Annotated in this window: 23 protein-coding genes; 4 read left to right on the forward strand and 19 right to left on the reverse strand. The window is 66.6% G+C overall.

Translation table 11 applies throughout. The features are described 5' to 3' along the window. Positions 1-46: 46 nt before the first annotated feature. The 4 genes from J3S28_RS07575 to J3S28_RS07590 all read right to left on the reverse strand — a co-directional run bounded on the left by J3S28_RS07575 (position 47) and on the right by J3S28_RS07590 (position 5,450). Complete coding sequence (locus J3S28_RS07575; RefSeq protein ID WP_237341145.1) at positions 47-1,366, reverse strand: M16 family metallopeptidase; 1,320 nt, start codon at positions 1,364-1,366, stop codon at positions 47-49. A 14-nt stretch (positions 1,367-1,380) separates the two neighbouring features. Continuing rightward, the gene (locus tag J3S28_RS07580; protein WP_207839272.1) at positions 1,381-3,666 is read right to left on the reverse strand and encodes a polyribonucleotide nucleotidyltransferase; all 2,286 of its coding nucleotides are present in this window, start codon (positions 3,664-3,666) and stop codon (positions 1,381-1,383) included. A 371-nt stretch (positions 3,667-4,037) separates the two neighbouring features. Further along, positions 4,038-4,307, reverse strand: a complete 270-nt coding sequence (gene rpsO, locus J3S28_RS07585; RefSeq protein ID WP_207839273.1) for a 30S ribosomal protein S15 — start codon at positions 4,305-4,307, stop codon at positions 4,038-4,040. Between the two features lie 186 nt (positions 4,308-4,493). After that, positions 4,494-5,450: a bifunctional riboflavin kinase/FAD synthetase gene (locus J3S28_RS07590; protein ID WP_084838560.1), complete on the reverse strand. Its 957-nt coding sequence runs from the start codon at positions 5,448-5,450 to the stop codon at positions 4,494-4,496. Between the two features lie 219 nt (positions 5,451-5,669). Between J3S28_RS07590 and J3S28_RS07595 the strand changes: the two genes are divergently transcribed. Further along, positions 5,670-6,344, forward strand: a complete 675-nt coding sequence (locus J3S28_RS07595; protein ID WP_207839585.1) for a metal-dependent transcriptional regulator — start codon at positions 5,670-5,672, stop codon at positions 6,342-6,344. Between the two features lie 13 nt (positions 6,345-6,357). On the opposite strand, the gene truB is transcribed toward J3S28_RS07595, so the two are convergent. From truB to rimP, 13 genes are all read right to left on the reverse strand, one after another. Then, positions 6,358-7,287 (reverse strand): tRNA pseudouridine(55) synthase TruB, encoded by a 930-nt coding sequence (truB, locus tag J3S28_RS07600; protein ID WP_207839274.1) that lies wholly within the window; start codon positions 7,285-7,287, stop codon positions 6,358-6,360. Further along, positions 7,284-7,937: a 4'-phosphopantetheinyl transferase family protein gene (locus tag J3S28_RS07605; protein ID WP_207839276.1), complete on the reverse strand. Its 654-nt coding sequence runs from the start codon at positions 7,935-7,937 to the stop codon at positions 7,284-7,286. Before J3S28_RS07605 ends, truB begins: the two co-directional genes overlap by 4 nt. Then, complete coding sequence (locus tag J3S28_RS07610) at positions 7,934-8,926, reverse strand: metallophosphoesterase family protein (RefSeq protein ID WP_207839277.1); 993 nt, start codon at positions 8,924-8,926, stop codon at positions 7,934-7,936. The genes J3S28_RS07605 and J3S28_RS07610 overlap by 4 nt, the downstream gene beginning before the upstream one ends. 121 nt (positions 8,927-9,047) lie before the next feature. Further along, a complete protein-coding gene (locus J3S28_RS07615; protein ID WP_207839278.1) occupies positions 9,048-10,202 on the reverse strand; it encodes a T6SS phospholipase effector Tle1-like catalytic domain-containing protein in 1,155 nt (384 codons plus the stop codon). 24 nt (positions 10,203-10,226) lie between these two features. Further along, complete coding sequence (locus J3S28_RS28285) at positions 10,227-12,827, reverse strand: helix-turn-helix transcriptional regulator (protein WP_307796929.1); 2,601 nt, start codon at positions 12,825-12,827, stop codon at positions 10,227-10,229. Between the two features lie 110 nt (positions 12,828-12,937). Next, a complete protein-coding gene (locus J3S28_RS07625; protein ID WP_307796971.1) occupies positions 12,938-14,269 on the reverse strand; it encodes an MATE family efflux transporter in 1,332 nt (443 codons plus the stop codon). 68 nt (positions 14,270-14,337) lie between these two features. Further along, a complete protein-coding gene (locus J3S28_RS07630) occupies positions 14,338-15,312 on the reverse strand; it encodes a DHH family phosphoesterase (protein WP_207839280.1) in 975 nt (324 codons plus the stop codon). Next, a complete protein-coding gene (rbfA, locus tag J3S28_RS07635) occupies positions 15,309-15,794 on the reverse strand; it encodes a 30S ribosome-binding factor RbfA (protein ID WP_207839281.1) in 486 nt (161 codons plus the stop codon). The genes J3S28_RS07630 and rbfA overlap by 4 nt, the downstream gene beginning before the upstream one ends. Before the next feature lie 136 nt (positions 15,795-15,930). Continuing rightward, positions 15,931-16,227 (reverse strand): DUF503 domain-containing protein, encoded by a 297-nt coding sequence (locus J3S28_RS07640; protein ID WP_207839282.1) that lies wholly within the window; start codon positions 16,225-16,227, stop codon positions 15,931-15,933. 90 nt (positions 16,228-16,317) lie between these two features. Next, positions 16,318-19,308 carry a translation initiation factor IF-2 gene (infB, locus tag J3S28_RS07645; RefSeq protein ID WP_207839284.1) on the reverse strand — a complete coding sequence of 997 codons (2,991 nt, stop codon included), beginning with the start codon at positions 19,306-19,308 and terminating at the stop codon, positions 16,318-16,320. Between the two features lie 80 nt (positions 19,309-19,388). Then, a complete protein-coding gene (locus J3S28_RS07650) occupies positions 19,389-19,709 on the reverse strand; it encodes a YlxR family protein (protein WP_237341146.1) in 321 nt (106 codons plus the stop codon). A 103-nt stretch (positions 19,710-19,812) separates the two neighbouring features. Next, entirely contained in the window at positions 19,813-20,838 is a 1,026-nt protein-coding gene (gene nusA, locus J3S28_RS07655) for a transcription termination factor NusA (RefSeq protein ID WP_207839285.1), read from the reverse strand. After that, the gene (rimP, locus tag J3S28_RS07660) at positions 20,835-21,419 is read right to left on the reverse strand and encodes a ribosome maturation factor RimP (RefSeq protein ID WP_207839286.1); all 585 of its coding nucleotides are present in this window, start codon (positions 21,417-21,419) and stop codon (positions 20,835-20,837) included. Before rimP ends, nusA begins: the two co-directional genes overlap by 4 nt. Positions 21,420-21,640: 221 nt before the next feature. Between rimP and J3S28_RS07665 the strand changes: the two genes are divergently transcribed. After that, a complete protein-coding gene (locus tag J3S28_RS07665; protein WP_207839287.1) occupies positions 21,641-22,150 on the forward strand; it encodes a hypothetical protein in 510 nt (169 codons plus the stop codon). Beyond that, on the forward strand, positions 22,147-22,578 hold the full coding sequence (locus tag J3S28_RS07670; RefSeq protein WP_207839288.1) for a ferritin-like domain-containing protein: 432 nt from the start codon (positions 22,147-22,149) through the stop codon (positions 22,576-22,578). Before J3S28_RS07665 ends, J3S28_RS07670 begins: the two co-directional genes overlap by 4 nt. 80 nt (positions 22,579-22,658) lie before the next feature. On the opposite strand, the gene J3S28_RS07675 is transcribed toward J3S28_RS07670, so the two are convergent. Continuing rightward, positions 22,659-24,398 (reverse strand): proline--tRNA ligase, encoded by a 1,740-nt coding sequence (locus J3S28_RS07675; RefSeq protein WP_207839289.1) that lies wholly within the window; start codon positions 24,396-24,398, stop codon positions 22,659-22,661. An 87-nt stretch (positions 24,399-24,485) separates the two neighbouring features. Between J3S28_RS07675 and yaaA the strand changes: the two genes are divergently transcribed. Beyond that, the gene (yaaA, locus tag J3S28_RS07680; RefSeq protein WP_207839290.1) at positions 24,486-25,229 is read left to right on the forward strand and encodes a peroxide stress protein YaaA; all 744 of its coding nucleotides are present in this window, start codon (positions 24,486-24,488) and stop codon (positions 25,227-25,229) included. 11 nt (positions 25,230-25,240) lie between these two features. On the opposite strand, the gene J3S28_RS07685 is transcribed toward yaaA, so the two are convergent. After that, positions 25,241-26,746 carry an MFS transporter gene (locus tag J3S28_RS07685; protein WP_237341147.1) on the reverse strand — a complete coding sequence of 502 codons (1,506 nt, stop codon included), beginning with the start codon at positions 26,744-26,746 and terminating at the stop codon, positions 25,241-25,243. Positions 26,747-26,865 lie beyond the last annotated feature (119 nt).

The following is a 26,865-nucleotide window of genomic DNA, read 5'->3' on the forward strand; positions in this document are numbered from 1 at the left end:
CGCTCATCGTGCCAGTTCATCGCCGCACGAGCGCGGTCGAGAGAGGTCAGTGCACGAGTGAGGTGAGCGACTTCGGAAGTTGCCTGCGGCTGCGGTACGGTCCGACCACCGCCGCCCCGAACGGTCGCGACAACAGCTCTCGCGCCACCCGATGGGTGTCGGCAACCGTGACCCGGTCGATCTTGCGCAACGTCTGGTCGACGGACATCTGTTTGCCATAGTTGATCTCGCCGCGTCCGTTGCGGTGCATCCGTGACTGCGAATCCTCGAGACCCAGCACCATCGCACCCCGTAGTGACCCTTTGGCCCGCGCGAGTTCTTCGTCCGTGATCCCGTCTGCCGCCACCTGCGTCAAGATGTCGTCGATGACGGTCACCACCTCGGACAAATGGTCGGGTGAGCAGCCGGCGTACACCGAGAAAGCCCCGATGTCGGCAAAGGAGTCCACCGAGGAGTAGACCGAATACGCGAGTCCGCGGGATTCCCGGACCTCTTGGAACAGCCGCGAACTCAAGCCCCCGCCCAGGGCGGTGTTGAGTACCGAGAGCGCCCACCGGTCAGGGTTGCCCCGGCCAGGTCCGCGGACCCCGAGGAGCAGATGCGCCTGCTCGGTGTCCCGGTACGAGACCTCGAGGGCCGGCTTACCACCGATCGCTTTGGCACCCACCCGAATCGGTGCCGGTGGCACCTTCCCCGAGAGATGACCGGCGAACGTGGTCCGGACGGCGGCGAGCACCGATGCATGGTCGACGTTGCCCGCGACCGAGAGCACCATCTTGTCCGGCGTGTACCGGCGCTGGTGGAACGAACGGATCTGAGCCCTGGACATGCCCGTGACCGACTCGACCGAACCGATCACCGGCCTCCCGATGGGGTGGTCGCCGTACATCGCAGTCATGAACAGGTCGGCCAGCAGATCTTCGGGATCGTCGTCGCGCATCGAGATCTCCTCGAGCACCACTGCCCGCTCGATGTCCACGTCCTCCGAACGACACTGCCCGCGCAGCACCACGTCGCCCACGATGTCGATGGCGGTCGCGAGGTGCTCGTCGAGCACGTGCGCGTAGTAGCAGGTCTGTTCTTTTCCGGTGAACGCGTTCAGTTCGCCGCCGATGGCGTCGATCTGTTCGGCCGTACCCGCCGCCGACCGGGTGGGCGTCGACTTGAACAGCAGGTGCTCGAGGAAATGTGCGGCACCCGCAACCGACGGCTTCTCGTCCCGCGAGCCGACTGCGACCCACAACCCGACGGACGCCGATCGCACTCCTGGGAGGTACTCGGTGACCACACGCAGCCCACCGGGCAGTACGGATCTCCGTACTGCCCGGTGGGTGTCCGACGACGCAGAGCGCTGCGCCGCCGTCAAACCAGCTGTGTTACTCAGGCTTTCGCCTCGGTAGCGTCGGCGTCAGCAGGCGCCGCGGCGTCTGCGTCATCCTCGACCGGGACGAGGCTGATCTTGCCGCGATCGTCGATGTCTGCGATCTCGACTCGGAGCTTCTCGCCGACGTTGACGACGTCTTCGACCTTGCCGATCCGCTTGCCCTTGCCCAGCTTCGAGATGTGGACGAGTCCGTCGCGGCCCGGGAGCAGCGAGACGAAAGCGCCGAACGTGGTTGTCTTGACGACGGTTCCGAGGAACCGTTCGCCGACCTTGGGCAACTGCGGGTTGGCGATGGCGTTGATCATGTCGATCGCGGCCTGCGCAGACGGACCATCGGTGGCACCGACGAACACAGTGCCGTCGTCCTCGATGGAAATGTTCGCACCGGTCTGCTCGGTGATCGAGTTGATCATCTTGCCCTTGGGCCCGATGACCTCGCCGATCTTGTCGACCGGAACCTTGACGGTCGTCACGCGAGGTGCGTACTTGCTCATCTCGTCGGGCTCGTCGATGGCCTCGGCCATGACCTCGAGGATCGTGATGCGGGCATCCTTGGCCTGCGAGAGCGCCGAAGCGAGCACCGGCGACGGGATTCCGTCGAGCTTGGTGTCGAGCTGCAGCGCGGTCACGAAGTCCTTGGTCCCTGCGACCTTGAAGTCCATGTCGCCGAAGGCATCCTCGGCACCGAGGATGTCCGTGAGTGCCACGTACCGGGTCTGGCCATCGATCTCATCGGAGACCAGCCCCATCGCGATACCGGCGACGGGTGCCCGCAGTGGCACACCTGCGTTCAGCAACGACATCGTCGACGCGCAGACCGAACCCATCGAGGTCGAGCCGTTCGAACTCAGCGCCTCCGACACCTGACGGATCGCGTACGGGAACTCTTCCACGCTCGGCAGCACAGGCATCAGAGCGCGCTCGGCGAGTGCGCCGTGCCCGATCTCGCGACGCTTCGGCGAACCGACGCGACCGGTCTCACCGGTCGAATACGGCGGAAAGTTGTAGTGGTGCATGTAGCGCTTGCTGGTCTCGGGCCCGAGCGAGTCGATCTGCTGGGCCATCTTGACCATGTCGAGAGTGGTGACGCCCATGATCTGGGTCTCGCCACGCTCGAACAGCGAGCTGCCGTGGGCACGCGGGATCACGGCGACCTCGGCGGACAGCGAGCGGATGTCTGTGACACCGCGGCCGTCGATCCGGAAGTGATCGGTGAGGATCCGCTTGCGAACGAGTTTCTTGGTCAGCGAGCGATATGCCCCGCCGATCTCCTTCTCGCGTCCCTCGAACTGGTCGCCGAGCTGAGCGAGGATCTCGGCCTTGAGCTCGTCGGTCTTGTCGTCGCGATCCTTCTTGCCCGGGATGGTCAAGATCTCGGAGAGCTTGGCTGCGCCTGCGGTCTCGACCGCGGCGAAGACGTCGTCGCCGTACGGCGGGAACAGCGGGAAGTCACCGGTCGGCTTCGCGGCCTCGGCGGCGAGCTTCTGCTGTGCCTCACACAGCCGCGCGATGAACGGCTTGGCGGCCTCGAGGCCCTCGGCCACGATTGCCTCGGTCGGCGCCTGGGCGCCACCTGCGATGAGCTCGATCACGTTGTCGGTGGCCTCGGCCTCGACCATCATGATCGCGACGTCGGCGGTGTCGCCTTCGCCGGAGACGATGCGTCCCGCGACGACCATGTCGAAGACTGCGCCCTCGAGCTGCTCGACGGTCGGGAACGCGACCCACTGGCCGGCCTTGTTCTCTTCGGTCGGGATCAGTGCGACGCGGACGCCACCGACCGGGCCCGAGAACGGGAGTCCGGCGATCTGGGTGGACGCCGAGGCGGCGTTGATGGCCACCACGTCGTAGAGGTCCTTGGGATCGAGGCTCAGGATCGTGACGACGACCTGGATCTCGTTACGCAGGCCGTCGACGAACGACGGGCGCAGCGGCCGGTCGATCAGACGACAGGTGAGAATCGCGTCGGTGGAGGGACGGCCTTCGCGGCGGAAGAACGATCCCGGGATGCGGCCTGCGGCATACATCCGCTCCTCGACGTCCACGGTCAGTGGGAAGAAGTCGAAGTGGTCTTTGGGATGCTTGCCGGCACTGGTGGCCGAGAGCAGCATGGTCTCTTCGTCCAGATAGGCGACGACCGCACCTGCGGCCTGCTGCGCGAGACGCCCGGTCTCGAAGCGGATGGTGCGGGTTCCGAAACTGCCGTTGTCGATGATGGCGGTCGCTTCGGTGATCTCGTCGTCGTACTCCACAGCGTCTGTGGTGGTGGTGACGTCGGTCATGTGGTGGGGTTTCCTCTCGTCGTACGACAGGTCCGACCTGCGTACGGTCTGTGACTCGCGGGCAGACACACGCGAGTAGGCCCTGGGCGAGCGAGGACATCTGTCGGCGCCGAGGGTGACGGCCATCGATCGAAGCTGCCGGACGCCAGTCTGCGTTCCGGGAGCCACTACCGAAGACCGCTCACCAGTGCGGGCGCACGGACGAACATTCTCCTTGCACAAAAGCCACGCCGAGGGTATCACTCGATACCCTCGGCGCTCTCAATCTTCACTTTCTCAGGCCCGACCCAGCGGGCCATGCTTCACTTCTCAGGCCCGACCCAGCGGGCCATGCTTCAGGTTTGAGCCCGACGCTGCGGGCCCGACCACAGCTATCGGCGCAGGCCGAGGCGCTCGATCAGCGTGCGGTAACGCTGCACGTCGACCTTTGCCACGTACTTGAGCAGCCGGCGACGCTTACCGACGAGCAGCAGCAGTCCACGACGGCTGTGGTGGTCGTGCTTGTGCTTCTTGAGGTGCTCGGTGAGGTCGACGATGCGCTTGGTCAGCATCGCAACCTGAGCTTCAGGAGATCCGGTGTCGGTCTCGTGCAGGCCGTATTCGGCCAGGATGGTCTTCTTTTCTTCAACGCTCAGTGCCACAGAAACTCCTGGTGATGATGATCGCGTACGTATGTGTGAGAGAACCGGGCGATACTTGCCCACCACCGCAGTTCTCCAGGTGTGGCCACCGCGAACCGCAGCGCACACCGACGGGCAACGATACAGCCGCACCGACCATGTGGCCAAATCGTCTCCCCACCCTTTGCACAGGTCGGGAGACAGGTTCTAGGGCAACAACTTTCGGATCTCCTCGACATCTGCCGCGATGTGATCGATGAGCACCTGAACCGAATCGTACTTTTCCTGCGCACGGATACGCGCGACGAAATCGACCGCCACATGCTGCCCGTAGAGGTCTGCCTTAGTGTCGAGGACGAACGCCTCGACGGTCCTCGTCCGCCCCGAGAATGTCGGATTCGTCCCGACCGACACCGCGGCGCGGTAACTCTCCCCCGGCTCGACCTGGCCGACCACCGGCCCCGGGCCCAGCACGGTGAACCAGGCGGCGTAGACCCCGTCGGCCGGGATCGCCGAATACATCGGCGGCGCGACGTTCGCGGTCGGGAAACCCAGTTCCCGCCCTCGACCGTCCCCGCGCACGACGACCCCCTCGACACGGTGCGGACGACCCAGCGCCTCGGTAGCCGCGGCAACGTCTCCCGCGTCCACGCAGGATCGGATGTAGGTGGACGAGAAGGTCACGGCGTGTTCGGCCAGCAGCGAGACCGCCTGGACCCCGAACCCGAACTTCTCACCGAGGGTTCGCAGGACCTCGACGTCTCCGGCGGCCTTCTTGCCAAAGGTGAAGTTGTCGCCGACCACGACCTCCTGCGCGTGCAGGCGCTCCACCAGCACCTCATGGGCAAAATCTTTAGGACTCTGCGCCGCCAGTACCGCGGTGAACGGCATGACGCAAAAGACATCGATACCCAGCTCTTCGGCCAATTCGGCCCGCCGGGTCAGGGTGGACAGCTGCGGTGGGTGGGTCCCCGGACGCACCACTTCCGCGGGGTGTGGATCGAACGTCATCAGGACTGCGGGGACACCGCGCTCGGTCGCCGCCTTCGTGGCCGTCGTGATCAGTTGGGCGTGGCCCCGGTGGACGCCGTCGAAAACGCCGATCGTGACCACGCATCTGCCCCAGTCCGCGGGGATATCGTCGAGCCCTCGCCAACGCAACACATCGGTAAGCCTACGACCCCACCCTGGCGGCCGCGACACTGCCGCACCGGAGCCATTGCCCGAGCCGCTCCCATCCGTCGTCGCCGGCCGTTTCTCAGCGCGCCCCATCCCCACTCCTGCCCGCCCGAGCCCTAAGCTCGAAGAGTGCCGCCATCAGACGCCCCCTCGGACGCCGGGAAGGGAACAGACTCTTCCTCGGTAACAGTCGACACCGCCGATTTGAAGGCGCTGGCAGAACTGTCCTCGGTGACCCAGGACTACCTGAAGGTGATCTGGACCGGACAAGAATGGAAGCCGGAGAAGATCACCACCAAGATGCTCGCCGAGAAGCTCGGCGTGTCACCGTCGACGGCTTCGGAGGCGATCCGCAAGCTCGCCGACCAGGATCTCGTCGTTCACGAACGTTACGGGTCCATCACACTGACCGAGACGGGCCGCATGGCCGCGGTACTCATGGTTCGCCGGCACCGTCTGCTCGAGACGTTTCTGGTCCGGGAACTCGGCTACGGGTGGGACGAGGTGCACGACGAGGCGGAGGTGCTCGAACACGCCGTCTCCGATCGATTCCTGGCCAGGCTGGACGCGAAACTCGACCACCCGACCCGCGATCCCCACGGCGATCCGATTCCGGCTCTGGACGGTTCCGTACCCTCCCCGCAGGCCAAAGTGCTCGCCGATCTCGATGCGGGCGTCAGCGGCACAGTCGCGCGGATCGCGGACTCGGACCCGGAAATGCTGCGGTATTTCGACTCCGTCGGCATCGCGCTCGACCGGACCATCGTGGTCCGTGAACGGCGACCGTTCGCGGGCACGATCGAGATCTGTATCGACGGCGGAACCCCGATCGACCTGGGCGACATCGCGGCTCAGGCCATCTGGCTGGTGTCCGCCTGATCGCCGTTGACGATCACTGGCGCAGCGTCGCCGGACGCACCACCATCACCGAACTCGCCCGCCTGCCCTTCTCCTGGAGCAGTGCGATCGTGTGACCGTCCGGATCGATGGCGGCATACGTCCCTGCCATCCCGATGGGTTCGAGCCAGCGTCCCTGGCTGATCGATTCCGCTTCGTCCGCGCTGATGTTGCGATGGGAGAACGCGAACTGCGCGGCGTCGTCGATGCCGAGACTCACCGCTGGATCGTCGGCCAGCTCGGTGAGAGTTCGGGCCTCGGCCAGTGTGAACGGCCCAACCCTGGTGCGCCGCAACGCGATCAGATGTCCGCCGACGCCGAGCGCGGCACCCAGATCGCGGGCCAGCGACCTGATGTACGTCCCGGCCGAACACTCGACCTCGACCTCTATGTCGGTGAAAACGCCGGCGTTGTCGCCGGCCCACGGCGTGGCGGTGATCTCCCCGACCTCGAAGCGGGAGACGGTCACCGGTCGGGGTTTCAACTCGAACTCAGCCCCGTCCCGGGCGAGGGCGTGCGCACGTTTGCCATCGACCTTGATCGCACTCACCCGCGCAGGGACCTGACTGATGTCCCCGGTCAGGGTGTGCACCTGCGCCGCGATGCGGTCGTGGTCGAGCGCCGCGGTGTCGGTGCGGGTCAGCACCTGCCCCTCTGCGTCATCGGTGTCGGTATCGGCGCCGAGCCGGATGGTCGCGGTGTACGCCTTGGTCGTCAACGACAGCAGTCCGAGCATCTTGGTGGCCCGTTCGACCCCGAGGACCAGTACACCGGTCGCCATGGGGTCGAGGGTCCCCGCGTGACCGACCTTCCTCGTCTTCAGCAGCTTTCGGCACGAGGCGACGACGTCGTGACTGGTGACACCCTGCTCCTTGTCGATGACCAGCAGACCCGCGCCGTCGAGTCCCGAACGCGGCGTGCTCATAGTGCGATCACGGCGATGACCAGTCCTGATTCGATCAGCCACCGACCGTCGAAACCGAGCAGCGGGTCTCCGCCGTCGACAGTGGTGCCGTCGACGAGTAGTTCGGTACGGAAGGTGCCCGTGCGTTCATCGGTCCGCTCGAAGGTGATGTGGGCGTCCTCGAAGCCCAGCCAGCGTTTGGTCAGCGGGAACCACGCCTTGTAGGTCGCCTCTTTGGCGCAGAACAGCAACCGGTCCCAGTGCAGGTCGTCGCCGCGGGTGGCGAGAACCTGTCGTTCGGGTTCGACGCTGACGTGCTCGAGCACCCCTTCCGGCAATGGGCCGTGCGGCTCCGCGTCCATACCGAGGGAACGCACCTGCATCGAGTAGCCCGCTATGGCGGCACGGTAACCGTCGCAGTGGGTGAGGCTCCCGACCACCTGCCGGGGCCAGAGCGGTTCGCCCTTCTCGCCACGCATGATGGGTACCGGATCGATCCCCAGCTGACCCAGGGCCTCTCGCGCACAGTTCCGGGTGGTGACGAACTCCTTGCGGCGCTTGTCCACCGCTCGGGCGATGAGACCGGCCTCGGCCGCGAGCGGCGCCACGTCGGGCATCTCACCGAAGGACTCGGCCACTGCGACCCCGCTGGGCAACAGCTTCTCGATCATGGCGTCCCGTCTCGCTTCTGTTCCCGCTCTGCGCGGCGGGCTTTGGTGTCCTCGCGCTTCTTGGCCAACTTCTGGGCGAACTCCTCGGCGCGTTCTTTGTAATCGGCAGGCAACTCGAACCGGGCACCATGCTCCGGGAGGTGTTCGGGGCGCAGTCCGTCATCCGGTGCGATCTTGCGGAGCAACGGATCGGGCAAACCGCGACGACTCCATTCGCGCGGGTAACCCACCGACACCTCCTCGAACCGGATGTCGTCGTACCAGGTGGTCCGCGGGATGTGCAGGTGGCCGTAGACGCAGCACGAAGCGTTGTAGCGTTGATGCCAGTCGTGGGTGAGTTCGCTGCCGCACCACAGGGCGAACTCGGGATACATCAGCGTGTCCGTCGGCTCCCGGCGCAGCGGCCAGTGGTTGATCAGCACCTTCGGCTCGGCGGGGTCGAGCTGGTCCAGCCGCTTACGTGTCTGCTCGATCCGGGCGCGGCTCCACGCGTCGCGGGTCTGGAAAGGCTCCGGCGACAACAGGAACTCGTCGGTCGCGACCACGTTGTTCTCCCGGGCGACCGCGAGGGCCTGCAGCTTGTTGACGGTCCCTTTCGGCCGAAAGGTGTAGTCGTACAACAGGAACATCGGTACCACTCGAACCGGCTGCGAGCCGTCGCCGGCATCGAACAATGGGTAGATGTCCTCTGGCGTGACCACACCGAGGTCGCGACACATCTGCACGAGATAGTCGTAGCGCGCCACCCCGAAGATCTGCATCGGATCCTTGGCGGTGGTGTAGAGCTCATGGTTGCCGGGCGTCCAGATCACGGTGTGGAAGCGCGCCTTGAGGCGGCGCAGGGTGTCCGAGATGTCGTCGGTGCGCTCGCTCACGTCACCGGCGACGATCAGCCAGTCATCCTCGTCCGATGGGTGGATGCGATCGATGACCGACTCGTTGCCGCGGTGCGCGACATGCAGGTCACTGACCGCCCACAATGTCGCCATAGCGCGTCGATCCCTTCCGCTGATCCCCGATTCGCTGCACGTACAGTTCCCCTGTGCATTTGTACCGGAGGCGTCAAACCGGAACACCGGCGCGGCGACGCAGTGCCAAGGCCCGCCGGGGTCAGTCGACCTTCTCCACACGTGCCGAGGGGTCCAGCCCCTGGTCGCCGAGCCACTGAATCCACCAGCTCACGTTGACGGCGCTGGGTTCGCCCACGTCCGCTGCCTCGCTCCAGCGCCGGTGGGCTCCTGAGGCGATCGCCACGCCCCAGTCCTGCGCACTGGACTCCAGCAACCGACGATCGCCACGGAATCGCCAGATCACCGCTTTGGGGAATCGCCGGAACTTCTGCCGGCCCCGGCTGATCGCGTTCATGAAGCGGTACCCCAGCGTTAGCGAATCGTGCACGATCAGGGGCGAGGACTTCTGCCCTTTGGCGAGCCGTCGGGCATCGACGACCAGCCCGCACTGCTGTGCCTGCGCGACCATCCAGTTGAGCACGAGATCCGAGAGCGCACTTTCCTGGTACCCGCCGCCGATATCGGTGTGTACGCCTTCGAACCACACCTGCTTCACATCGGTGAGTGTGTTCTCAGGCGTGCCGTCTTCCCCGAGCACCTGCTCCCACATGCAGGGCGCGAAGGTTCGGCGTTGTTCATCGATGGCGAGCGCCTGGCGCGCACATCTGACCCGTGGATTGAGGGTTACGTCGTGGAACTTGTACTTCTGGCGGGACAGGCCGGGAACCCCGAGCGCACCGACGGTGTCGAAGACCCCGAGAAAACGGATCTCGACGTCCTCGTCGGAATAACACGATGCGGCGAAGTCGCTCTTGGCACGACGGAAGTCCTCCGAAGGTGCTTCGTCTGCGCGCGGACGGCCACGGTAGAGCGAGATCGCTGACCGCAGTTTGTTGTCGGCGAGCCCGTCCGGCGTCAGCAGTCCGATGGCCTTCGTCATGCCGACCAGCGAGCGCGCCGTGTACGCACCCCGGCTGAACCCGAAGACGAACACCGCGTCGCCCGGTTCGTAGTTGAGTGCGAGGAACCGATAGGCGCCGACGATGGCAGCATCGAGTCCGATACCGAATGCGCCGCCCAGGATGCGTTCTGCCGCAGTGGCTCCCGTACCCACCCCGCTCGTGTAGAAGACGATCTGCATGGTGCCGCCGACCGGCGTCGTCTCGATGGCGCGGGCGATCTTCTCGATGTTCGAGACGTATTGGTCGTCAGCACGCTTCCACGTTCCGTCGCAGCAGATGATGAGATTCTTCATACCTGGGCCCCCGCCCTCTCGGTGTTAGCGACTCCGGTCGGATATCAGGTTCGCCAGATCTGCTCGATCGGTGAGATCGAGCTTGGTACAGGCCCGGTAGATGTGGCCCTCGACGGTGCGCACCGACACGGTGAGTCGCTCGGCGATGGACTTGTTCGACAGGCCCGACGCCACCAGGGTGGCGATCTCCCGTTCCCTGGCTGTCAGCGGCAGCGGATTGGCCGCGGCGACCATCGCGGGCGTGCGCAGTCCCCCACACGCCGCCGACAACCGGTTGGCCCGCGCCGACGAGGAGGCGAGCGCGGCCCGCCGGCCCGCATCGCTGTGCGCGCTCGCGGCCTGGGCCGATGCGTCGGCCGCCGACGCGATGGCGCCCAGGTCCTCGAACTCGGTCGCACTGGAATCCAGATCGAAGCCGTCGCCGGAGGCCACTGCGGCGGCATGCCGCGCGTACGCACCCACGAGGACGCCGTCGATCCGCCCCGCCAGTTCGTCCAGTCGACCGGCGACGGTGGGGTCCCCGAAGCGGGCCGCAGCGTGCAGCGCTTCGGCCTCCGCGGCGAATTGACCTGCCGCCGTGGCACTGTCCGCGGCGCGGCGGGCGAGCGACACCGCTTCTCCGGTGACCCCCTGTGACGCGGAGACCCAGGCCGCTGCAGTGGTCAATTGCGGATCGAAAACGGCCACATACCGTCCGGTTCGCCCGCGGGCGTCGGCGAGCACCCGTTGCGCGGCATCGGCTTTGCCGAGGGCGGAGTACGACTGGACGAGACCGATCTGGGCTGGAAATCCCCACGCAGCACCGGCCGTGGTGTCCAGGGCCGCAAGACTCTGCTCATACCGGGCGGCGGACTCGCGAAGCCTGCCGCGCGCGAGGTCAACGGTGCCCATCACGATGTTCGCCAGCGCCCAACCGAGGAACTGCCCGGCGGTGGAGAACGCGAGGTACCGTCCGGCGCGTTGTTCCGCGACGTCGAAAGCGCCGATCAGCGTGAGCCCCAGTACTTCTCCGAAACCGGTCGGAAAGCGGAGCAATCCGTCGGTCTTCGCCTCGACCGCCTGGCCACGTTCGGCGAGCGCAGCCACCTCATCGCCTCGACCGGAGAGGGCACGCGCCAGGCCTCCTCCAAAGCACGCCCACTCCAGCGCCCACGGACTGGCCCCCGGCGAGTCCAGGACCACCTGCGCGCGGCGCAGCGCCTCCTCCAGTCGGCCTTCGAACAGCGCACATGCGGACGACATGCCTTCGACCACCAACTCCAGGGCGGGGTGATCGACCCGTGAGGACACGAGCTCGAGAACCTCATCTGCGCGATCGCTGTCCCCCATCGACCAGAAGAGGTTTCCGACGCGGGTCAGACCCCACTGCACCAACTGGAGCTGGTCCAGCTCCGCAGGATCGAATGCGGTCAGCACGGCGTCGGCGTCCTCCGCGCGGCCCTGCCACAACAATGCCCTGGCGAGAAGGTCAGCTGCGGCCAGTCCCCCACCACCGGCGAGGGCCGCCTCCGCGAAGCGCTCGCCCAGTGGCAGGTTCGCCAGGGCGATCGCGTCGTGAGCTGCTGTGCGGAACAGCTCGACGTCGAGGCTCTGATCGCTGTCGAGTGACAGCTCGGCCAGCCGGATACGTTCGGACGCGGTGGTGACCCCGCCGGCGAGCAGCGCGGTGACCAACCGGCCACGCAGACGTCTCGCCGAGGCGATTCCGAGTCGCCGACGAATCACGTCGCCGAACAGTGGGTGCGTGTAGTGGACGTCGAAATGCTGTCCGTCCCTGGCGACCCGGATGAGGCCGCGGGCCTCGGCATCGTCGACCGCGGCTTCCCCGGCAAGGTCGCACAGCACATCGAGATCGAGCGGTTCGCAGAACGTGAGCAACTTGAGCACCGAGAGGGCCTCGTCTTCGAGCTGCTCGATGCGACCCTCGAGGAGTGAGGCCAACTCGGAGGTGACTGCCGCGCGGCCGCGCAGCTGCCATACCCCGCGCACCTGACGCAGCGCACCGGACTCGAGCGCCCCCTCGACCAGATGATGCAAGTACAGGGCGTTTCCGCCGGAGGCATCCCAGATGACGTCGGCGCTCAAACCTTCGAGCCGGCCCCCGAGGACGGATTCGATGAGTTCGACGCTCTGGGTTTTGGTGAAGGGCGACAGTACAATCCGGACGAGGTGGCGATCTTTCCACAGCGAGGTCACGGCATCGGGTACGGTCTCGCCGCTGCGAACGGTGGCGATGATGCGTACGGCCCGGTCGATGGCGAGCTGATGGAGCAGGGTGGCGGAGAGTTCGTCGAGCAGGTGCGCGTCGTCGACGCCGATCACCGTGTCTCCCCCGGAGAGAAGCGACTCGCGCGCCGCCGACATGAACGTCACCGGGTCGGTGGCGGTGGTCGGCCCCACCAGGTGCGCAAACGCACCCAGCGGGATACTGCGCGCCGACTCGGTTCCGGCGACCCACCGGACCTGCCCCGGTATTGCTCCGGTCGCGTACCGGGCCAAAGTTGTCTTGCCCACGCCAGGATCGCCGGTGAGTACCACTCCGAGATCGGCCGTCTCGGAATCGAGAGCCGCCTGGATCGTCTTGAACTCCAGCTCGCGCTCGATCAACGGCCATGTGCGTGCCACGCGTTGATTCTAGGCTGCCCGCGCAAGCCGAGGGAGCTGAATAACTTTAGTTATCCTCACGAAATCGATTGCGTGCCAAAGACAGACATCGCCAAGGCCTCGCCCCGGCATCAAAGACCCTGTGCCGCAGCCTCATCCCGCACCGGATTGGCGACCGTCGTCCATTTCTCGCTGCGGATCCGCCACGAGACAGTGAGCAGTCTCAGCACCATGAACAGGATCAGCCCGCTCCAGATCCCCGCCAGGCCCCAATCAAAGATCAGCGAGAACCAGATCATGGGCAGAAACCCGACGAGGGCACTGACCAGGGTCGCAGTGCGCAGGAACGCCGCGTCGGCGCTGCCGAGCAACACCCCGTCGAGCGCGAAGACGATTCCGGCGATCGGCAGCATTGCGACAAAGAACCACCACGGAGTACCGACCGTCCGGAGGACGTCGGTATCACCGGTGAAGATCTTCGGGATCACAACGTTGCCCGCTGCAAAGATCACAGCCAGACCGATCGACACACTGAGCGACCACACCGTGACACGCTTGGTCACCCGCCACGCAGCCGGAACGGCACCGGCACCCAGCGCAGCGCCGACGAGAGCCTGGGCCGCGATCGCGAACGAATCCAGCAGCAGCGCCACAAAGTTCCAGAGCTGCAGTACCAGCTGGTGTGAGGCCACGGCTGCGACACCGAATCGGCTCGCAACCGCAGCTGCGGAGAGAAAGCAGATCTGAAATGACAAGCTGCGCACGATGAGGTCGCGGCCCAGCACCAGCTGGCCCCGGATGATCGGCCACTGCGGGCGCGAGCCGCCGGCAGCCGGGTGCTGCGCGCTGTCGCGCCACACCCTCACGGCGAACAGCATTCCCGCGATGCTCTGGCCCACCACGTTCGACACCGCGCTGCCTTCGAGTCCCAGCGTGGGTGCACCGAGCAATCCGTGTACGAGAACCGGGCACAACACCGCCGAGACACCAAGGCCGACCACGACGTAGATGATCGGCCGCCGGGTGTCCTGGACCCCTCGCATCCAACCGTTACCCGCCATCGAGAGCAAGATGAGCGGAACACCCCACACGGCGATGCGCAACCACGTGGTGGCCTCTGCGGCCACCTCTCCACCGCCGGTGAGCGCGGCGAGTATCCACGGGGCGCACACACCCACCACCACCACGATCACAGCGCCCACGCCGAGCGCGATCCAGCTCGCCTGAACGCCTTCGGCGACGGCCCCCGCCCTGTCGCCCCGGCCGAACTTCTGGGCCGACCGCGCGGTGGTCCCGTACGACAGGAAGGTCAGCTGCGTGCTCACCACCGACAGCACCAGCACACCGACACCCAGCGCAGCGAGATCGAGGCCACCGAGCCGACCGACCACGGCGAGATCGAGCATCAGGTAAAGGGGTTCGGCGACCAGTACCACCAGAGCAGACAGCGACAACCGTAAGATCGTGCGGCTGGTCGGGTTGTATTCGTCGCGGACCTCGGCATCCGTCGAGGCCCGGTTCGGCGAGGCGCTCACACCGAGCGCAGCAGCTGTCCGACCACCTCGTCGGCAGAGCCGGAGGCGCTGTACCCACAGGCCAGCCGATGGCCGCCGCCGCCGTGGGCGCGCGCGATCGGGACGAGATCGACCTCGGATTTGGCCCGCATCGAGACGGTCCAATCGCCGGGACCGGCCTCCTTGAACACCACCGCGACCTCGGCCTCGGCAGTCGTACGGACGATGTCGACCACGCTTTCGCTCTCCTCCCAGCCGAGCGCTCGAGTGGACTCGTGATCGACGACCGCGTACACCAGGCCCCGGCCACCGAACGCCTCCTCCACCAGGACTGCGGAGTCGAGTGCGGCGGACACCATGGACAGCCAGGCGAAGCGATGGGTGTCGAGCAGGTGGCGTGTCCACGTCCGGCCGTCGACGCCGAGCTCGAGTAGCCGCGCCGCGATCCGATGCGACTTCGGTTGCGCCCACTTGAACGAGCCGGTGTCGGTGACGACGCCGGCGTACAGGCACGTTGCAACACCCACGTCGAGTGGCACGCCCAGCGCGTCGATGATGGCCAGCGCCAGTTCGGCGGTGCAGTCGGCGCCGGGATCGACGAGGTTGACGGTGCCGAAACCTACATTCGAGGCGTGGTGATCGACGACGATGGATTCAGTTGCCGATTCGAGCACCCCGGCCAAGGCCTCGAGCCTGTGGATACTCGCACAATCGACGGCGACGACGACGGGGTATCCGACGACGTCCTCGGGCTCGACGAGCAGGTCGGCGCCCGGGAGTTCGGCCAGCGCGGCCGGCAACCGGGTGGGACCGGGAAAACTGACCTCGACCACCGTGCCCCGGCTTCGCAGCGCCCCCGCGATGGCGAGGCCACTGCCGATCGTGTCGGCATCAGGACGGGTATGACAGAGCACCGTGACGTGATCGGCCGAAGCCAATACATCTACGACAGAACGCAACGCGAGGGCTGCGGTGACCTCTGTGGTGTTCACCGCTCGCCAGTGTCCTCTGCGGCGTCCTCGGCCTCATCTGCCTCATCGGCCGCCCGCGGCTCGCGATACGGGTCCGGGTCACCGGCCGGCGCGGCGTCACGTGCGAGCCGGGCGACTTCCTCGTCCTGCAATCGAGCACGTTCGAGAAGCTCTTCCATGTCGCGAGCGGTGTCCGGCACCTTGTCGAGCACGAAGGACAACGTCGGGGTGAACCGAACCCCGGTGCCCGCGCCCACCTTCGAGCGCAGGATGCCGGTGGCCTTCGCGAGACCCGCAGCAGCCGAGGCGTAGTCCGGTTCGACGTTCAGTGACGGACCCATGACGGTGTAGAACACCGTCGCGTCGTGCAGGTCGCCCGTCACCTTGGCGTCGGTGACCGTGACATACGCCAGTCGCGGGTCTTTGATCTCCTTGGCGATGGCCGAGGCGACGATCGAAGAGATCCGCTTTGCCATCCGCTGTGCCCGGGCGGGATCTGCCATCTCCAGCTCACTCTCCTTCTTCGAGACGTCCGACCGCGTCGAGACGCCTCAACCTTGTTCGAGACGTTCGACGTGCCGGCTCGATTACCGATCTTCGTCGCTACTGCAACTCTAATCTTCGTCGCTGTCGACAGGTCTAATCATCGTCTGCACCGCCACGCACGAGACGACGGACCGACAGCACTTCGATCTCGGGGCGGCCGGCCACCAACGCCTCACTGGCATCGAGGATCTCTCCGAGACGCCTGGCGTCACCCGCGACCGCCGCGACACCGATCCGGGCGCGTCGGTGCAGATCGTGATCGTCGACCTCCGCAACGGACACCCGCAGACGCGCCAGTGCTGCGACGATGGGTCGCACCACTGAGCGCTTCTGCTTGAGAGAGCGGATGTCGCCGAGTAACAGGTCGAATTCCAGCGAACCGACGAACATCACGCCCTACCGGCCCGGGTCAGTCCCGCGCCTTTTCCCGCAACTCGTACGTCTCGATGACGTCGTCGACCTTGATGTCCGTCGATGACGTCACTCACGCGCCTTCTCTCGCAACTCGTACGTCTCGATGACGTCGTCGACCTTGATGTCGTTGTACGTGATGGTCAGACCGCACTCGTAGCCGTCGCGAACCTCGGTGGCGTCGTCCTTCTCCCGCTTGAGCGAGGAGATGGTGAGGTTGTCGGCGACCACGACGTTGTCGCGGAGCAACCGTGCCTTGGCGTTTCGGCGCATGACACCCGAGGTGACGAGGCAACCGGCGATGTTACCGACCTTGGACGAGCGGAAGATCGCGCGGATGTCCGCCCGGCCCAGCTCGACCTCTTCGTAGATCGGTTTGAGCATGCCCTTGAGCGCGCTCTGGATCTCGTCGATGGCCTGGTAGATGACCGAGTAGTACCGGATGTCGACACCCTCGCGGTTCGCGAGTTCGGTTGCCTTGCCCTCGGCCCGCACGTTGAACCCGATGATGATCGCGTTCGATGCGGACGCCAGGTTGACGTTGGTCTCGGTGACGCCACCGACACCACGATCGATGACCCGCAACTGCACCTCGTCGTCGATTTCGATGCCGAGCAGTGCCTCTTCCAAGGCCTCCACGGTTCCCGAGTTGTCACCCTTGAGGATCAGGTTCAGCTGCGAAGTCTCCTTCAGTGCCGAATCCAGATCTTCCAAGCTGATCCGCTTGCGGCTACGCGCGGCCAGCGCGTTGCGCTTACGCGCATTACGGCGGTCGGCGATCTGCCGGGCTATACGGTCCTCGTCGACGACCAGCAGGTTGTCGCCGGCACCGGGCACCGAGGTGAAACCGATGACCTGGACCGGACGCGACGGCAGCGCCGCCGTGACGTCCGCGCCGTGCTCATCGACCATGCGACGCACACGTCCGTACGCGTCGCCCGCCACGATCGAGTCGCCGACCTTGAGGGTTCCGCGCTGCACGAGCACGGTTGCCACGGGCCCACGACCACGGTCGAGGTGCGCCTCGATGGCGACACCCTGGGCATCCATGTCCGGGTTGGCGCGCAGGTCGAGCGAGGCGTCCGCGGTCAACAGCACCGCTTCGAGCAAGGCGTCGATGTTGGTGCCCTGCTTGGCGGAGATGTCGACGAACATGGTCTCGCCGCCGAAGTCCTCGGCGACCAGACCGTACTCGGTCAGCTGAGCGCGGATCTTCTGCGGATCTGCGCCTTCCTTGTCGATCTTGTTGACCGCCACGACGATCGGCACGTCGGCCGCCTGTGCGTGGTTGATCGCCTCGACCGTCTGCGGCATCACACCGTCATCGGCCGCGACCACGAGGATCGCGATGTCCGTCGCCTTGGCACCACGGGCACGCATGGCGGTGAACGCCTCGTGGCCAGGGGTGTCGATGAAAGTGACGAGTCGCTCGTTGCCGTCCAGTTCGGTGAGGACCTGGTAGGCACCGATGTGCTGGGTGATGCCTCCGGCCTCACCCTCACGCACCTTCTCGTTACGGATGGTGTCGAGCAGCCGGGTCTTACCGTGGTCGACGTGACCCATGACGGTCACCACCGGCGGACGCTGTTCGAGATCTTCCTCGCCACCGGCGTCCTCGCCATAAGTGAGGTCGAAGGAGTCGAGCAGTTCGCGATCTTCGTCCTCCGGGCTGACGACCTGGACGACGTAGTTCATCTCGCCGCCGAGCAGCTCCAACGTCTCGTCGTTGACCGACTCCGTCGCCGTGACCATCTCGCCGAGGTTGAACAGCGCCTGGACCAGCGAGGCCGGGTTGGCGTCGATCTTGTCGGCGAAGTCCGACAGTGAAGCACCACGGGCAAGGCGAATGGTCTCGCCGTTGCCACGGGGCAGCCTTACGCCACCAACTGCCGGGGCCTGCATGCTCTCGTACTCGGCGCGTTTCGCACGCTTCGACTTGCGACCGCGACGAATGGCTCCGCCCGGGCGACCGAACGCACCCGCGGCACCGCCGCGACCACGGTTACCGCCGCCTGGACGACCGCGGAATCCACCGGGAGGACCACCGGGTGCACCGGTCGGCGCACCTGCGCCGCCGCCACCACCGGGACCGCCGCGGTATCCACCGCCACCGCCGCCGGGTCCACCACGGGCTCCGCCGGGTCCACCACGGGCTCCGCCGGGACCGCCACGTGCGCCGCCCGGTCCACCGGGGCCGCTGGGACGAGCCGAGCGAGCAGGCATCGCACCGGGATTCGGGCGGGGAGGCATGCTGCCGGGGCTCGGGCGAGGACCGCCCTGGCCCGGAGCCGGCCGACCGCCACCTGTTGCACCACCGGGTGCCGGACGCGCTCCGCCACCTGGACGGGGCCCACCGGTTCCGGGTGCCGGACGAGTCGCGGGACGCTCCACCGGAGCGGCCGTCGAGTAGGGGTTGTTTCCGACCTTCGGCTTGCGAGGACCTGGCTTGGGGCCAGGGCCGGCGCCTGGAGCCGGGCGACTGGCCGGAGCCTGTGCCGCAGAAGCCGCAGGGGCCTGCGGGGCAGCCGGTGCAGGTGCCTGCGCAGCAGGCGCGGCCGGACGTGCCGCGGGGCTCGGAGCCGGTGCTGCGGGCGCAGGCGACGATTGCGCTGCGGGAGCAGCCGGTGCCGCCGGAGCGGGCTTCGGCGCGCCGGGCCTCGCACCTGGGGTCGGCGCACTTGGGGTCGGTGCGCCTGGGGTGCGCCCACCTGGAGTCGGGGCACCTGGGGTCTGCGCACCTGGAGTCTGCGGACCTGGGGTTTGGGCGCCTGGGGTCTGGGCACCGTTCGATGCCGGTGCGGGCTTTGCCGTCGGGCGGGAGCCGCCCGGTTTGGCACCTGATGGTTTTCCTGCCGGGGCGTTGCCGCCCGGGGACCCGCCGTCTGCGGCGGGAGCGTCCTTCCCGGGGAAGGACTGACGAAGTCGACGGGCCACGGGGGCCTCTACGGTCGACGACGCGGATTTGACGAACTCACCCTGCTCACTGAGGCGCGCGAGAACTTCTTTACTCGTCACACCTAGTTCTTTGGCCAATTCGTGCACGCGGGCCTTGCCTGCCACTGCTCTCCTCACTTGGAGGTCGAGCGGCATTGCCCGCTACGACCTCGGTTTACGTCCGAAACTCGCTCATCGCAAGAACTTCACGGTGTGCTCATGTCTTCTGCTACCTGTTCCTCAGTGGCCGGCTTCTGCCGGCCTCTCTGTGTGGCTACCGATTCGATCTCTCGCGTCAGTAGATCGGCGTCGACGGTCAACCCGCCGATCCGAAATGCCCTGGCGAAGGCCTTCCGCTGCACCGCATAGCCCAAACACTCGGGATCCGGATGCAGCCAGGCGCCACGCCCTGACATGGTCTTCCGGTGGTCGATCACGACCACCGGTGGACTCTCGCCCGTGTAAGCCGCCAGCCGAACGAGTTCGGCGGCCGGGCGACACTGACGACAACCGATGCAGGTACGCATCGGAGGTTTTTCGCGGTGGAGCGAAGGATCACTGTGGACCATCGACGAGTCTACCGTCCGCAGCACGTCTGATGCCAATGAGACCCACCGATGACCGTGTATCTCAGCTCGCACCCGCGTCGGACGTGGCAGTGTCGGCGTCGCTCTGGGCGTCGCTGCGGATGTCGATACGCCATCCGGTCAGCCTCGCTGCGAGGCGCGCGTTCTGCCCTTCCTTACCGATGGCCAGGGACAACTGGTAGTCGGGCACCACGACTCGGGCGGCCTTGGCAGCCAGGTCGACCACCGTCACCGAGACGACCTTGGACGGCGACAACGCGTTGCCGACGAAGACGGCCGGGTCCGTGTCGTAGTCGATGATGTCGATCTTCTCGTCGCCGAGCTCCCGCATCACGTTGCGGACCCGCTGCCCCATCGGACCGATGCAGGCGCCCTTGGCGTTCAGGCCGGAGACGCCGGTGTGGACCGCGATCTTCGAACGATGCCCGGCTTCGCGGGCCACGGCGACGATCTCGACGGAGCCGTCCTCGATCTCGGGAACCTCCAGGGAGAACAGTTTGCGCACGAGGTTGGGATGGGTGCGCGAGAGGGTGATCTGCAGCCCACGCTGGCCCCGGGTCACCCCCACCACGTAGCACTTGATGCGTTCGCCGTGGACGTACTTCTCGCCGGGTACCTGTTCGGCGGGAGGGAGTACGCCCTCCTGGCCGGTCGCCTCGCTGCCGATGCGCACGACCACCAGGCCGCGGGCGTTCGCCCTGGCGTCCTGCTGGACGACGCCGCCGACGATCTCGCCCTCGTGGGTCGAGAACTCGCCGAAGTTCTTGTCGTGCTCCGCATCCCGCAAGCGCTGCAGGATGACCTGCCGTGCTGTGGTGGCGGCGATCCGGCCGAATCCCTCTGGGGTGTCGTCCCATTCAGAGATCGTGTTCCCGTCTTCATCGCGTTCTTGGGCCATCACCCGCACCGAACCGGACTTGCGGTCGACGTCGATGTAGGCGTGCTGGGCGAATCCGTCGGTGTGCCGGTACGCCGTCAGGAGCGCCGATTGGATGGTCTCGATCACCGTGTCGATCGAGATGCCCTTCTCCGCCTCGATCATCCGAAGAGCAGCAATGTCGATATTCATTTGTTCCCTTTCCGTCTTGCCTCGATCTGTTCGGCATCGAGGCCGCACATCTGTAATTCGGCCGCACCGGGTTCACTGAAGTCGACCTGGACGTGGGCGACGCGCACCGTCTCGAGTGGCACCGTCTGCGTCGAGAGGCCCTTTCCGGACTTGGTGACCAGCGTGAGTGTGGTCTCGGTGTCGTCCAGCGACCCGACACGTCCCGACAACCGCTGCGCGGGTTCGGTGGCCAGGTCGATGACCACCTTGCGGCCCGCCGCCCTGCGCCAGTGCCGCGGGGCGGTCAGCGGTCGATCGACCCCGGGCGAGGTGACCTCGAGGGTGTACGTGGGCAGCGTGGCGACGACCTCATGACCGGAGGTGTCTTCATCGTCGGGGTCGCCGTCGAGCACCTCGGAGAGCGACCGGCTCAGAGCGGCGAGTTCGTCGAGACCGGCGCCACCGTCGCGATCGACCATGAGGGTGATCACGTTCTCCTGACCGGAGGAGACGACGGTCAGCTCTTCGACGTCGAACCCGTTGCCGGTCACGACCGGTTCGAGTAATTCGCTGATGCGGTCGCGGTCGATTGCCCCAGGCATTCGGCGTTCCCTCCGTGTGCAGTTGTCGGTGTAGCGGGACCGGTGCGCCCGGTGTTCGACTCCCGACGCCCGCGGTCGCAGGTGCACTCAGCTTAACGCCCCGGCGGGGGTGCTTTCTCCCATCACGGCCGACGGGTCTCGCCGACCGTGCCCGGGGCGGTGGGTCCCACGCTGGACGCGGACTGCTGGCACTATGTGTCCCTGTGACGGTCAGTGGCCTCGTGGAGGCAGCAGAAAGCGGGTTTCGACCCTCGCGCCGGTCGTTCGTGCGTTCGGCCGCCGCCTTGTCCATCGGAGCGCTGGCGATCACGGCGGTCGGGGCCTGCGGCACCGGTTCCGGCGTGAGCGCCGAGCAGCAGCTGGCCGACCGATTGCTCCCCCAGGTCGCCGCGGCTAAGGCCGACGCGCTGGCGGCCAACGCCGCCATCGCCACCAATCCCGACCGCGCCGCCGCCCTCGGCGTCGTCGCCACAGAGCGCACTGAGCATGCCCGGGTACTCGCCGAGGAGATCACCCGCCTCGACACCGGCCGAGCCCGGACCGCCTCGAGTTCGGCGGCGCCCAGCTCGGCGGAGCCCACACCACCGAGCCTCGAGCAGTTGCGTAGCCAGCTGTCGGCCTCGGCCAGGTCTGCCGGCGACCTCGCCGTCGAACTCGATGGCTACGTGGCGGGTTTACTCGGATCAGTCAGTGCGGGTGTGACCACCGCGGTGGCGGTGCAGCTCGCATGAGCCGGACCACGGACGCGTTGGCCGTCGCCTTGACCGCTGAGAACGCCGCCATCTTCGCCTACGGGGTGGTGGCCGCATATGCGGCATCGTCGCGTTCTCAGACCATTGCCGAGTACACGGCCGAACATCGTTCCCGGCGTGAGGAATTGGTGGCAACGCTGACCGCGGCGCAGGCCGAGGTGCCCGCAGCCGCAGCGGGGTACGACCTCAGCGCCCCGATCACGGACCCGGCGTCGGCGTTGACCGTGGCACTGACCGCCGAAGAAGACTGCGCAGTCGCCTACCGGGCGCTCATCGAACAGGCCGAGGACGTCGGTGCCCGCAGGCTGGCTCTCGACGGCCTGACAGACTCTGCGGGCCGCGCAGCCAATTGGCGCCTGGTGCTGCGCATCTCACCAGCCACCGTCGCCCTCCCCGGCTCCGCCTGATCCACGAACCCACGTAAAGCAGGCAAACCCAGGTGTTGCTGCACCTGGGTTTGCCTGAGTCCACTGGTTTTGTGAGAGGTTCAGCGGTTCGCGACGATGGTGTCCACCGCGGCGTCGGAGGCGACCTCGGTCGCCTCGCCGGTGAAACGATCGCGAATCTCGACGGTCCCGTTCGCCCAGCCGCGGCCGACCACGACCACCACTGGCATACCGAGCAGTTCGGCGTCCTTGAATTTGACGCCGGGCGAGGCCTTACGGTCATCGATGAGCACCGAGAATCCGGCGGCGTCCAAGTCGGCGGCCAGTGATCGGGCACCGCTCCAGGCACCCTCGTCCTTGTTCGCGATCACCAGGTGGATGTCGAACGGCGCAACCTCTTTGGGCCAGCGCAGCCCCTTCTCGTCGTGATGCTGCTCGGCGATGACCGCCACCATCCGCGACACCCCGACACCATAGGAACCCTGGATGAGCCGGACCGGTTTGCCGTTCTCGGCCAGCACACCGACGTCGAATGCATCGGTGTATTTCGTGCCCAGTTGAAAGATGTGACCGATCTCGATACCACGGGCGGTCACCAGGGTTCCGATCCCGTCGGGCGAGGGATCACCGTCGCGTACCTCGGCGGCCTCGATCGTGCCGTCCGGCACGAAGTCGCGTCCCGCTACGAGGTCCACGACGTGTTCACCGGGCGCGTTGGCTCCGGTGATCCACGCAGTGCCGTCGACGACCCGCGGGTCGACCAGGTACCGCACACCGTTGTCCTGCAGGCCCTTCGGGCCAATGTAACCCCGGATCAGAAAGCTGTGCTTCGCGAAGTCGGCGTCGGTGATGAGCTCGACGGCGGCGGGTTCGACGGCCGCCTCGAGGCGCTTGAAGTCGACCTCACGGTCTCCGGGGACGCCGATCGCCAGCAGCTCTTCCTTTCCGTCAGGACTGCGCAGGTTGACGACCACGTTCTTGAGGGTGTCTGCGGCGGTGAATCCACGATCCGGGAAGGTCTCCTGGGCCCACGCGACGAGGGTGTCGATGGTCGGGGTGTCGCCCGTGTCGTACACGGCCGCCGCAGGGAGGCCCTCGATGGGCAGTGCGGGCGGTGCGGGTGTGATGACGGCCTCGACATTGGCGGCATAACCCGACTCCGGGCTGCGCACATAGGTGTCCTCCCCGACTTCGCTCTCGGCCAGGAACTCCTCGGATGCACTGCCACCCATGGCACCGGACGTTGCCGCCACGATCACATATTTGACCTGCAGCCGGCGGAAGATCTGCTGGTACGCCTCGCGGTGGGCATCGTAGGACGCCTTGGAGCCATCGATGTCGAGATCGAAGGAGTACGAGTCCTTCATGATGAACTCGCGTCCCCGCAGGATGCCTGCCCGGGGCCGCTCCTCGTCGCGGTACTTGGTCTGGATCTGATAGAGGGTCACCGGGAGGTCCTTGTACGAGGAGTACTCGCCCTTGACCAGCTGCGCGAACAACTCTTCGTGGGTGGGCCCGAGCAACATGTCCGCGCCCTTGCGGTCCTTGAGCCGGAACAGGGCATCACCGTATTCCGTCCACCGGCCGGTGACCTCGTACGGTTCGCGGGGCAGGAGTGCAGGCAGCGAGATCTCTTGGCCGCCGATGTTGTCCATCTCCTCGCGCACCACATCTTCCACGCGGCGCAGCACCTTCAGCCCGAGTGGCAGCCAGCTGTAGACGCCTGGTGCGACACGACGCACATATCCCGCCCGGACCAGCAGCTTGTGGCTGGGTACCTCGGCGTCCGCGGGGTCATCGCGCAGGGTGCGCAGGAACAGGGTCGACATGCGTGTGATCACGTGTGCCACCTTAACGGGGCCGGCGCACCTGTCTCCCCGGTGGCAGGCGCAGGCGGGACATCGTGGTCACCCGGTTAAAGTGCGACTGTGTTGATCGTGCTGCCTCCGTCAGAGACCAAAGCCACCGGCGGCCGCGGGGCCGCCCTCGACCTCGACCAGTTGTCACTGGCCTCGCTCACGCCGATCCGCCGCAAGCTGGCGGACGCTCTCGTCACGCTTGCCGGCGATCCGGCAGCCAGCCAGCAGGCGCTCGGCCTCGGGGTGTCCCAAGTCGCAGAGATCGAACGCAATGCGCAGCTGTGGTCGTCTCCGACTCGCCCCGCGATCGAGCGCTACACGGGAGTGCTGTTCGACGCGCTCGACCATCCGTCGCTGAGCAGGGCGTCGAAGACCAAGGCGGCCGAGCGATTGGCCGTGGGCTCGGCGTTGTTCGGGGTCGTACGCGCCACCGATCCGATTCCCGCCTACCGGTTGTCCTCCGGGTCGAAACTGCCGGGGATGGGCACCCTTGCGTCGATGTGGAAACCGGCGCTCACCGAAGCCCTGACAGACCTGGGCGCCGATGTTGTCATCGACCTCCGCTCTGGTGGCTACCAGCAGCTCGGTCCCGTACCCGGCGCCATCACCGTCACGGTGCTGACCGAGGGGCCTTCGGGGTCACGAACCGTGGTGAGCCACTTCAACAAGCATCACAAGGGCGTACTCGCCCGTTCACTCGTCAGCTCACGTCGGCAGATCCGGGACGTGAACTCTCTCGCCGCCATCGCAACGGCAGGCGGTCAGCGCGCCGAGGTCGCCTCTGACAATGAGCTGATCATCCTCACGGACTGAGCGATACCCGATCAGGCGGTCAGCTCGTCCGGGTCGATGGACGTGTGTGCGGTCTCCTGGGCGGCCTGTCCCTCGGCGACGTCCTCCGGGGTGAACCGCATGAACAGGACCACTACGCCGGCGGCAACCGCGATCAACGCACAGCAGACGAAGGCGAGGCCGTAGCCGCTCGCCAAAGCATCCAACTCCAGGTCGTTCATCTGGTCCACGGGACCGGTGACCCCACCCTCGGACAGGGTCCTGCTGGTCACCATCGCGCCGACCGCGACCAGGGCGATGGCGCCACCGAGGTTCTGCGCGACCTGCGCCAGCGCCGTCAGCGGGCCGATCTCGGTGGGGCCGACGCCGGCGACCACGGACAGCGTCAGCGGAATCACCGCCAGACCCACACCGGCGCCGATCACGATCACGGGGAACAGGATGTGCGGGAAGTAGGCGGGTGCGTCTCGCGCGATGCTCGCCGCGTAGCCACAACCGGCGACGACGATCAAGCCGCCCGCGAGCACCAGCCACCGCGGCTGGTACTTCAGTGCGAGTTTGGAGGCGATCGCAGCCGCGGTACCCAGGCCGAAAGCGAACGGGACGACGGCCAGACCGCTCTGGATCGGCGAGTAATTCAAGATGCCCTGCAGGTACAGCGAGATGAAGACCGCCATACACATGATGATCGCGCCGGCGAGCAGGATGGCCACCAGCGCGGCGACCCGGCTCCCGTTCTTGAACAGGGAGAACGGCAAGATCGGGTTGTCCGCGTTCCGCTCGACCATTACGAAGGCGGCGAGCGACAGCAGTCCGACGACCAAGGGAACGACGACCACGGGCCGCAACCACCCGCCGGGGCCCTCGTTGACCGCCAACACGACCAGGGTGCAGCCGAGGGTCGCCAGGACGGCTCCGCGGACATCCAGAGGTAGGCGTTCGCCCTGCGACTCCTTCAGGAACAACACGGCGCCGCCGACGACGATGACGCCGATCGGCACGTTGATGAGGAACACCAGGCGCCACGAGAGTTCGGTGAGCACACCACCGGCGATGAGCCCCGCGACGGAGCCGATACCCGTCATCGCGGCATAGACGGCGAAGGCCTGGTTGCGGGGCTTACCGGGGGCAAACGTGGTGGCGACCAGCGCCATCGCCGTGGGTGCGGCGACCGCTGCGGCAGCTCCCTGCAGGGCCCTGCCCACGATCAGACTGATCGGATCCCAGGCCAGGCCGCAGATCAACGACGTCACGGTGAATGCAGCGACACCGGCGACGAACATGCGCTTGCGACCGAAGGTGTCGCCGAGACGCCCGCCGAGCAGCATGAGTCCGCCGAAGGCGAGTACGTACGCGGTGATGACCCAGGCGCCTGCGCTGTCAGAGAGCCCGAGGGCGTTCTGGATGCGTGGCAGGGCGAGTGCGGCAACAGTCCCGTCGAGGACGACCAGCAGCTGCATCCCGCCCAGGACGACGATCTGAGGTCCCCAGACGCGAGTCTGGCCGACCTCAGCAGCCATGTGCGTCGGTGGGGTCATGGGCTAGGACGCTACCGCCGTCGGACCGCCATTTCACAATCACGCTTGTCATGGTCGCGGTCGCACGCCTGTGTTGGTCGCCGGTCGGTCGGCCCGTGACGTCGTCGATGACGCCCGTC

The organism is Williamsia soli (assembly GCF_017377795.1).
GTDB lineage: Bacteria > Actinomycetota > Actinomycetes > Mycobacteriales > Mycobacteriaceae > Williamsia > Williamsia soli.

What these genes read in the sequence shown, in the direction of transcription:
- J3S28_RS07610 (WP_207839277.1), bottom strand. Translation starts at nt 8,926, where the DNA reads ATGGCGACATTGTGGGCGGTCAGTGACCTGCATGTCGCGCACCGCGGC.
- J3S28_RS07640 (WP_207839282.1), bottom strand. Translation starts at nt 16,227, where the DNA reads ATGTTCGTCGGTTCGCTGGAATTCGACCTGTTACTCGGCGACATCCGC.
- J3S28_RS07685 (WP_237341147.1), bottom strand. Translation starts at nt 26,746, where the DNA reads ATGACCCCACCGACGCACATGGCTGCTGAGGTCGGCCAGACTCGCGTC.
- rimP (WP_207839286.1), bottom strand. Translation starts at nt 21,419, where the DNA reads ATGCCTGGGGCAATCGACCGCGACCGCATCAGCGAATTACTCGAACCG.
- J3S28_RS07670 (WP_207839288.1), top strand. Translation starts at nt 22,147, where the DNA reads ATGAGCCGGACCACGGACGCGTTGGCCGTCGCCTTGACCGCTGAGAAC.
- J3S28_RS07605 (WP_207839276.1), bottom strand. Translation starts at nt 7,937, where the DNA reads ATGATCGAGAAGCTGTTGCCCAGCGGGGTCGCAGTGGCCGAGTCCTTC.
- nusA (WP_207839285.1), bottom strand. Translation starts at nt 20,838, where the DNA reads ATGAATATCGACATTGCTGCTCTTCGGATGATCGAGGCGGAGAAGGGC.
- J3S28_RS07650 (WP_237341146.1), bottom strand. Translation starts at nt 19,709, where the DNA reads ATGCGTACCTGCATCGGTTGTCGTCAGTGTCGCCCGGCCGCCGAACTC.
- rbfA (WP_207839281.1), bottom strand. Translation starts at nt 15,794, where the DNA reads ATGGCAGATCCCGCCCGGGCACAGCGGATGGCAAAGCGGATCTCTTCG.
- J3S28_RS07580 (WP_207839272.1), bottom strand. Translation starts at nt 3,666, where the DNA reads ATGACCGACGTCACCACCACCACAGACGCTGTGGAGTACGACGACGAG.
- truB (WP_207839274.1), bottom strand. Translation starts at nt 7,287, where the DNA reads ATGAGCACGCCGCGTTCGGGACTCGACGGCGCGGGTCTGCTGGTCATC.
- J3S28_RS07615 (WP_207839278.1), bottom strand. Translation starts at nt 10,202, where the DNA reads ATGAAGAATCTCATCATCTGCTGCGACGGAACGTGGAAGCGTGCTGAC.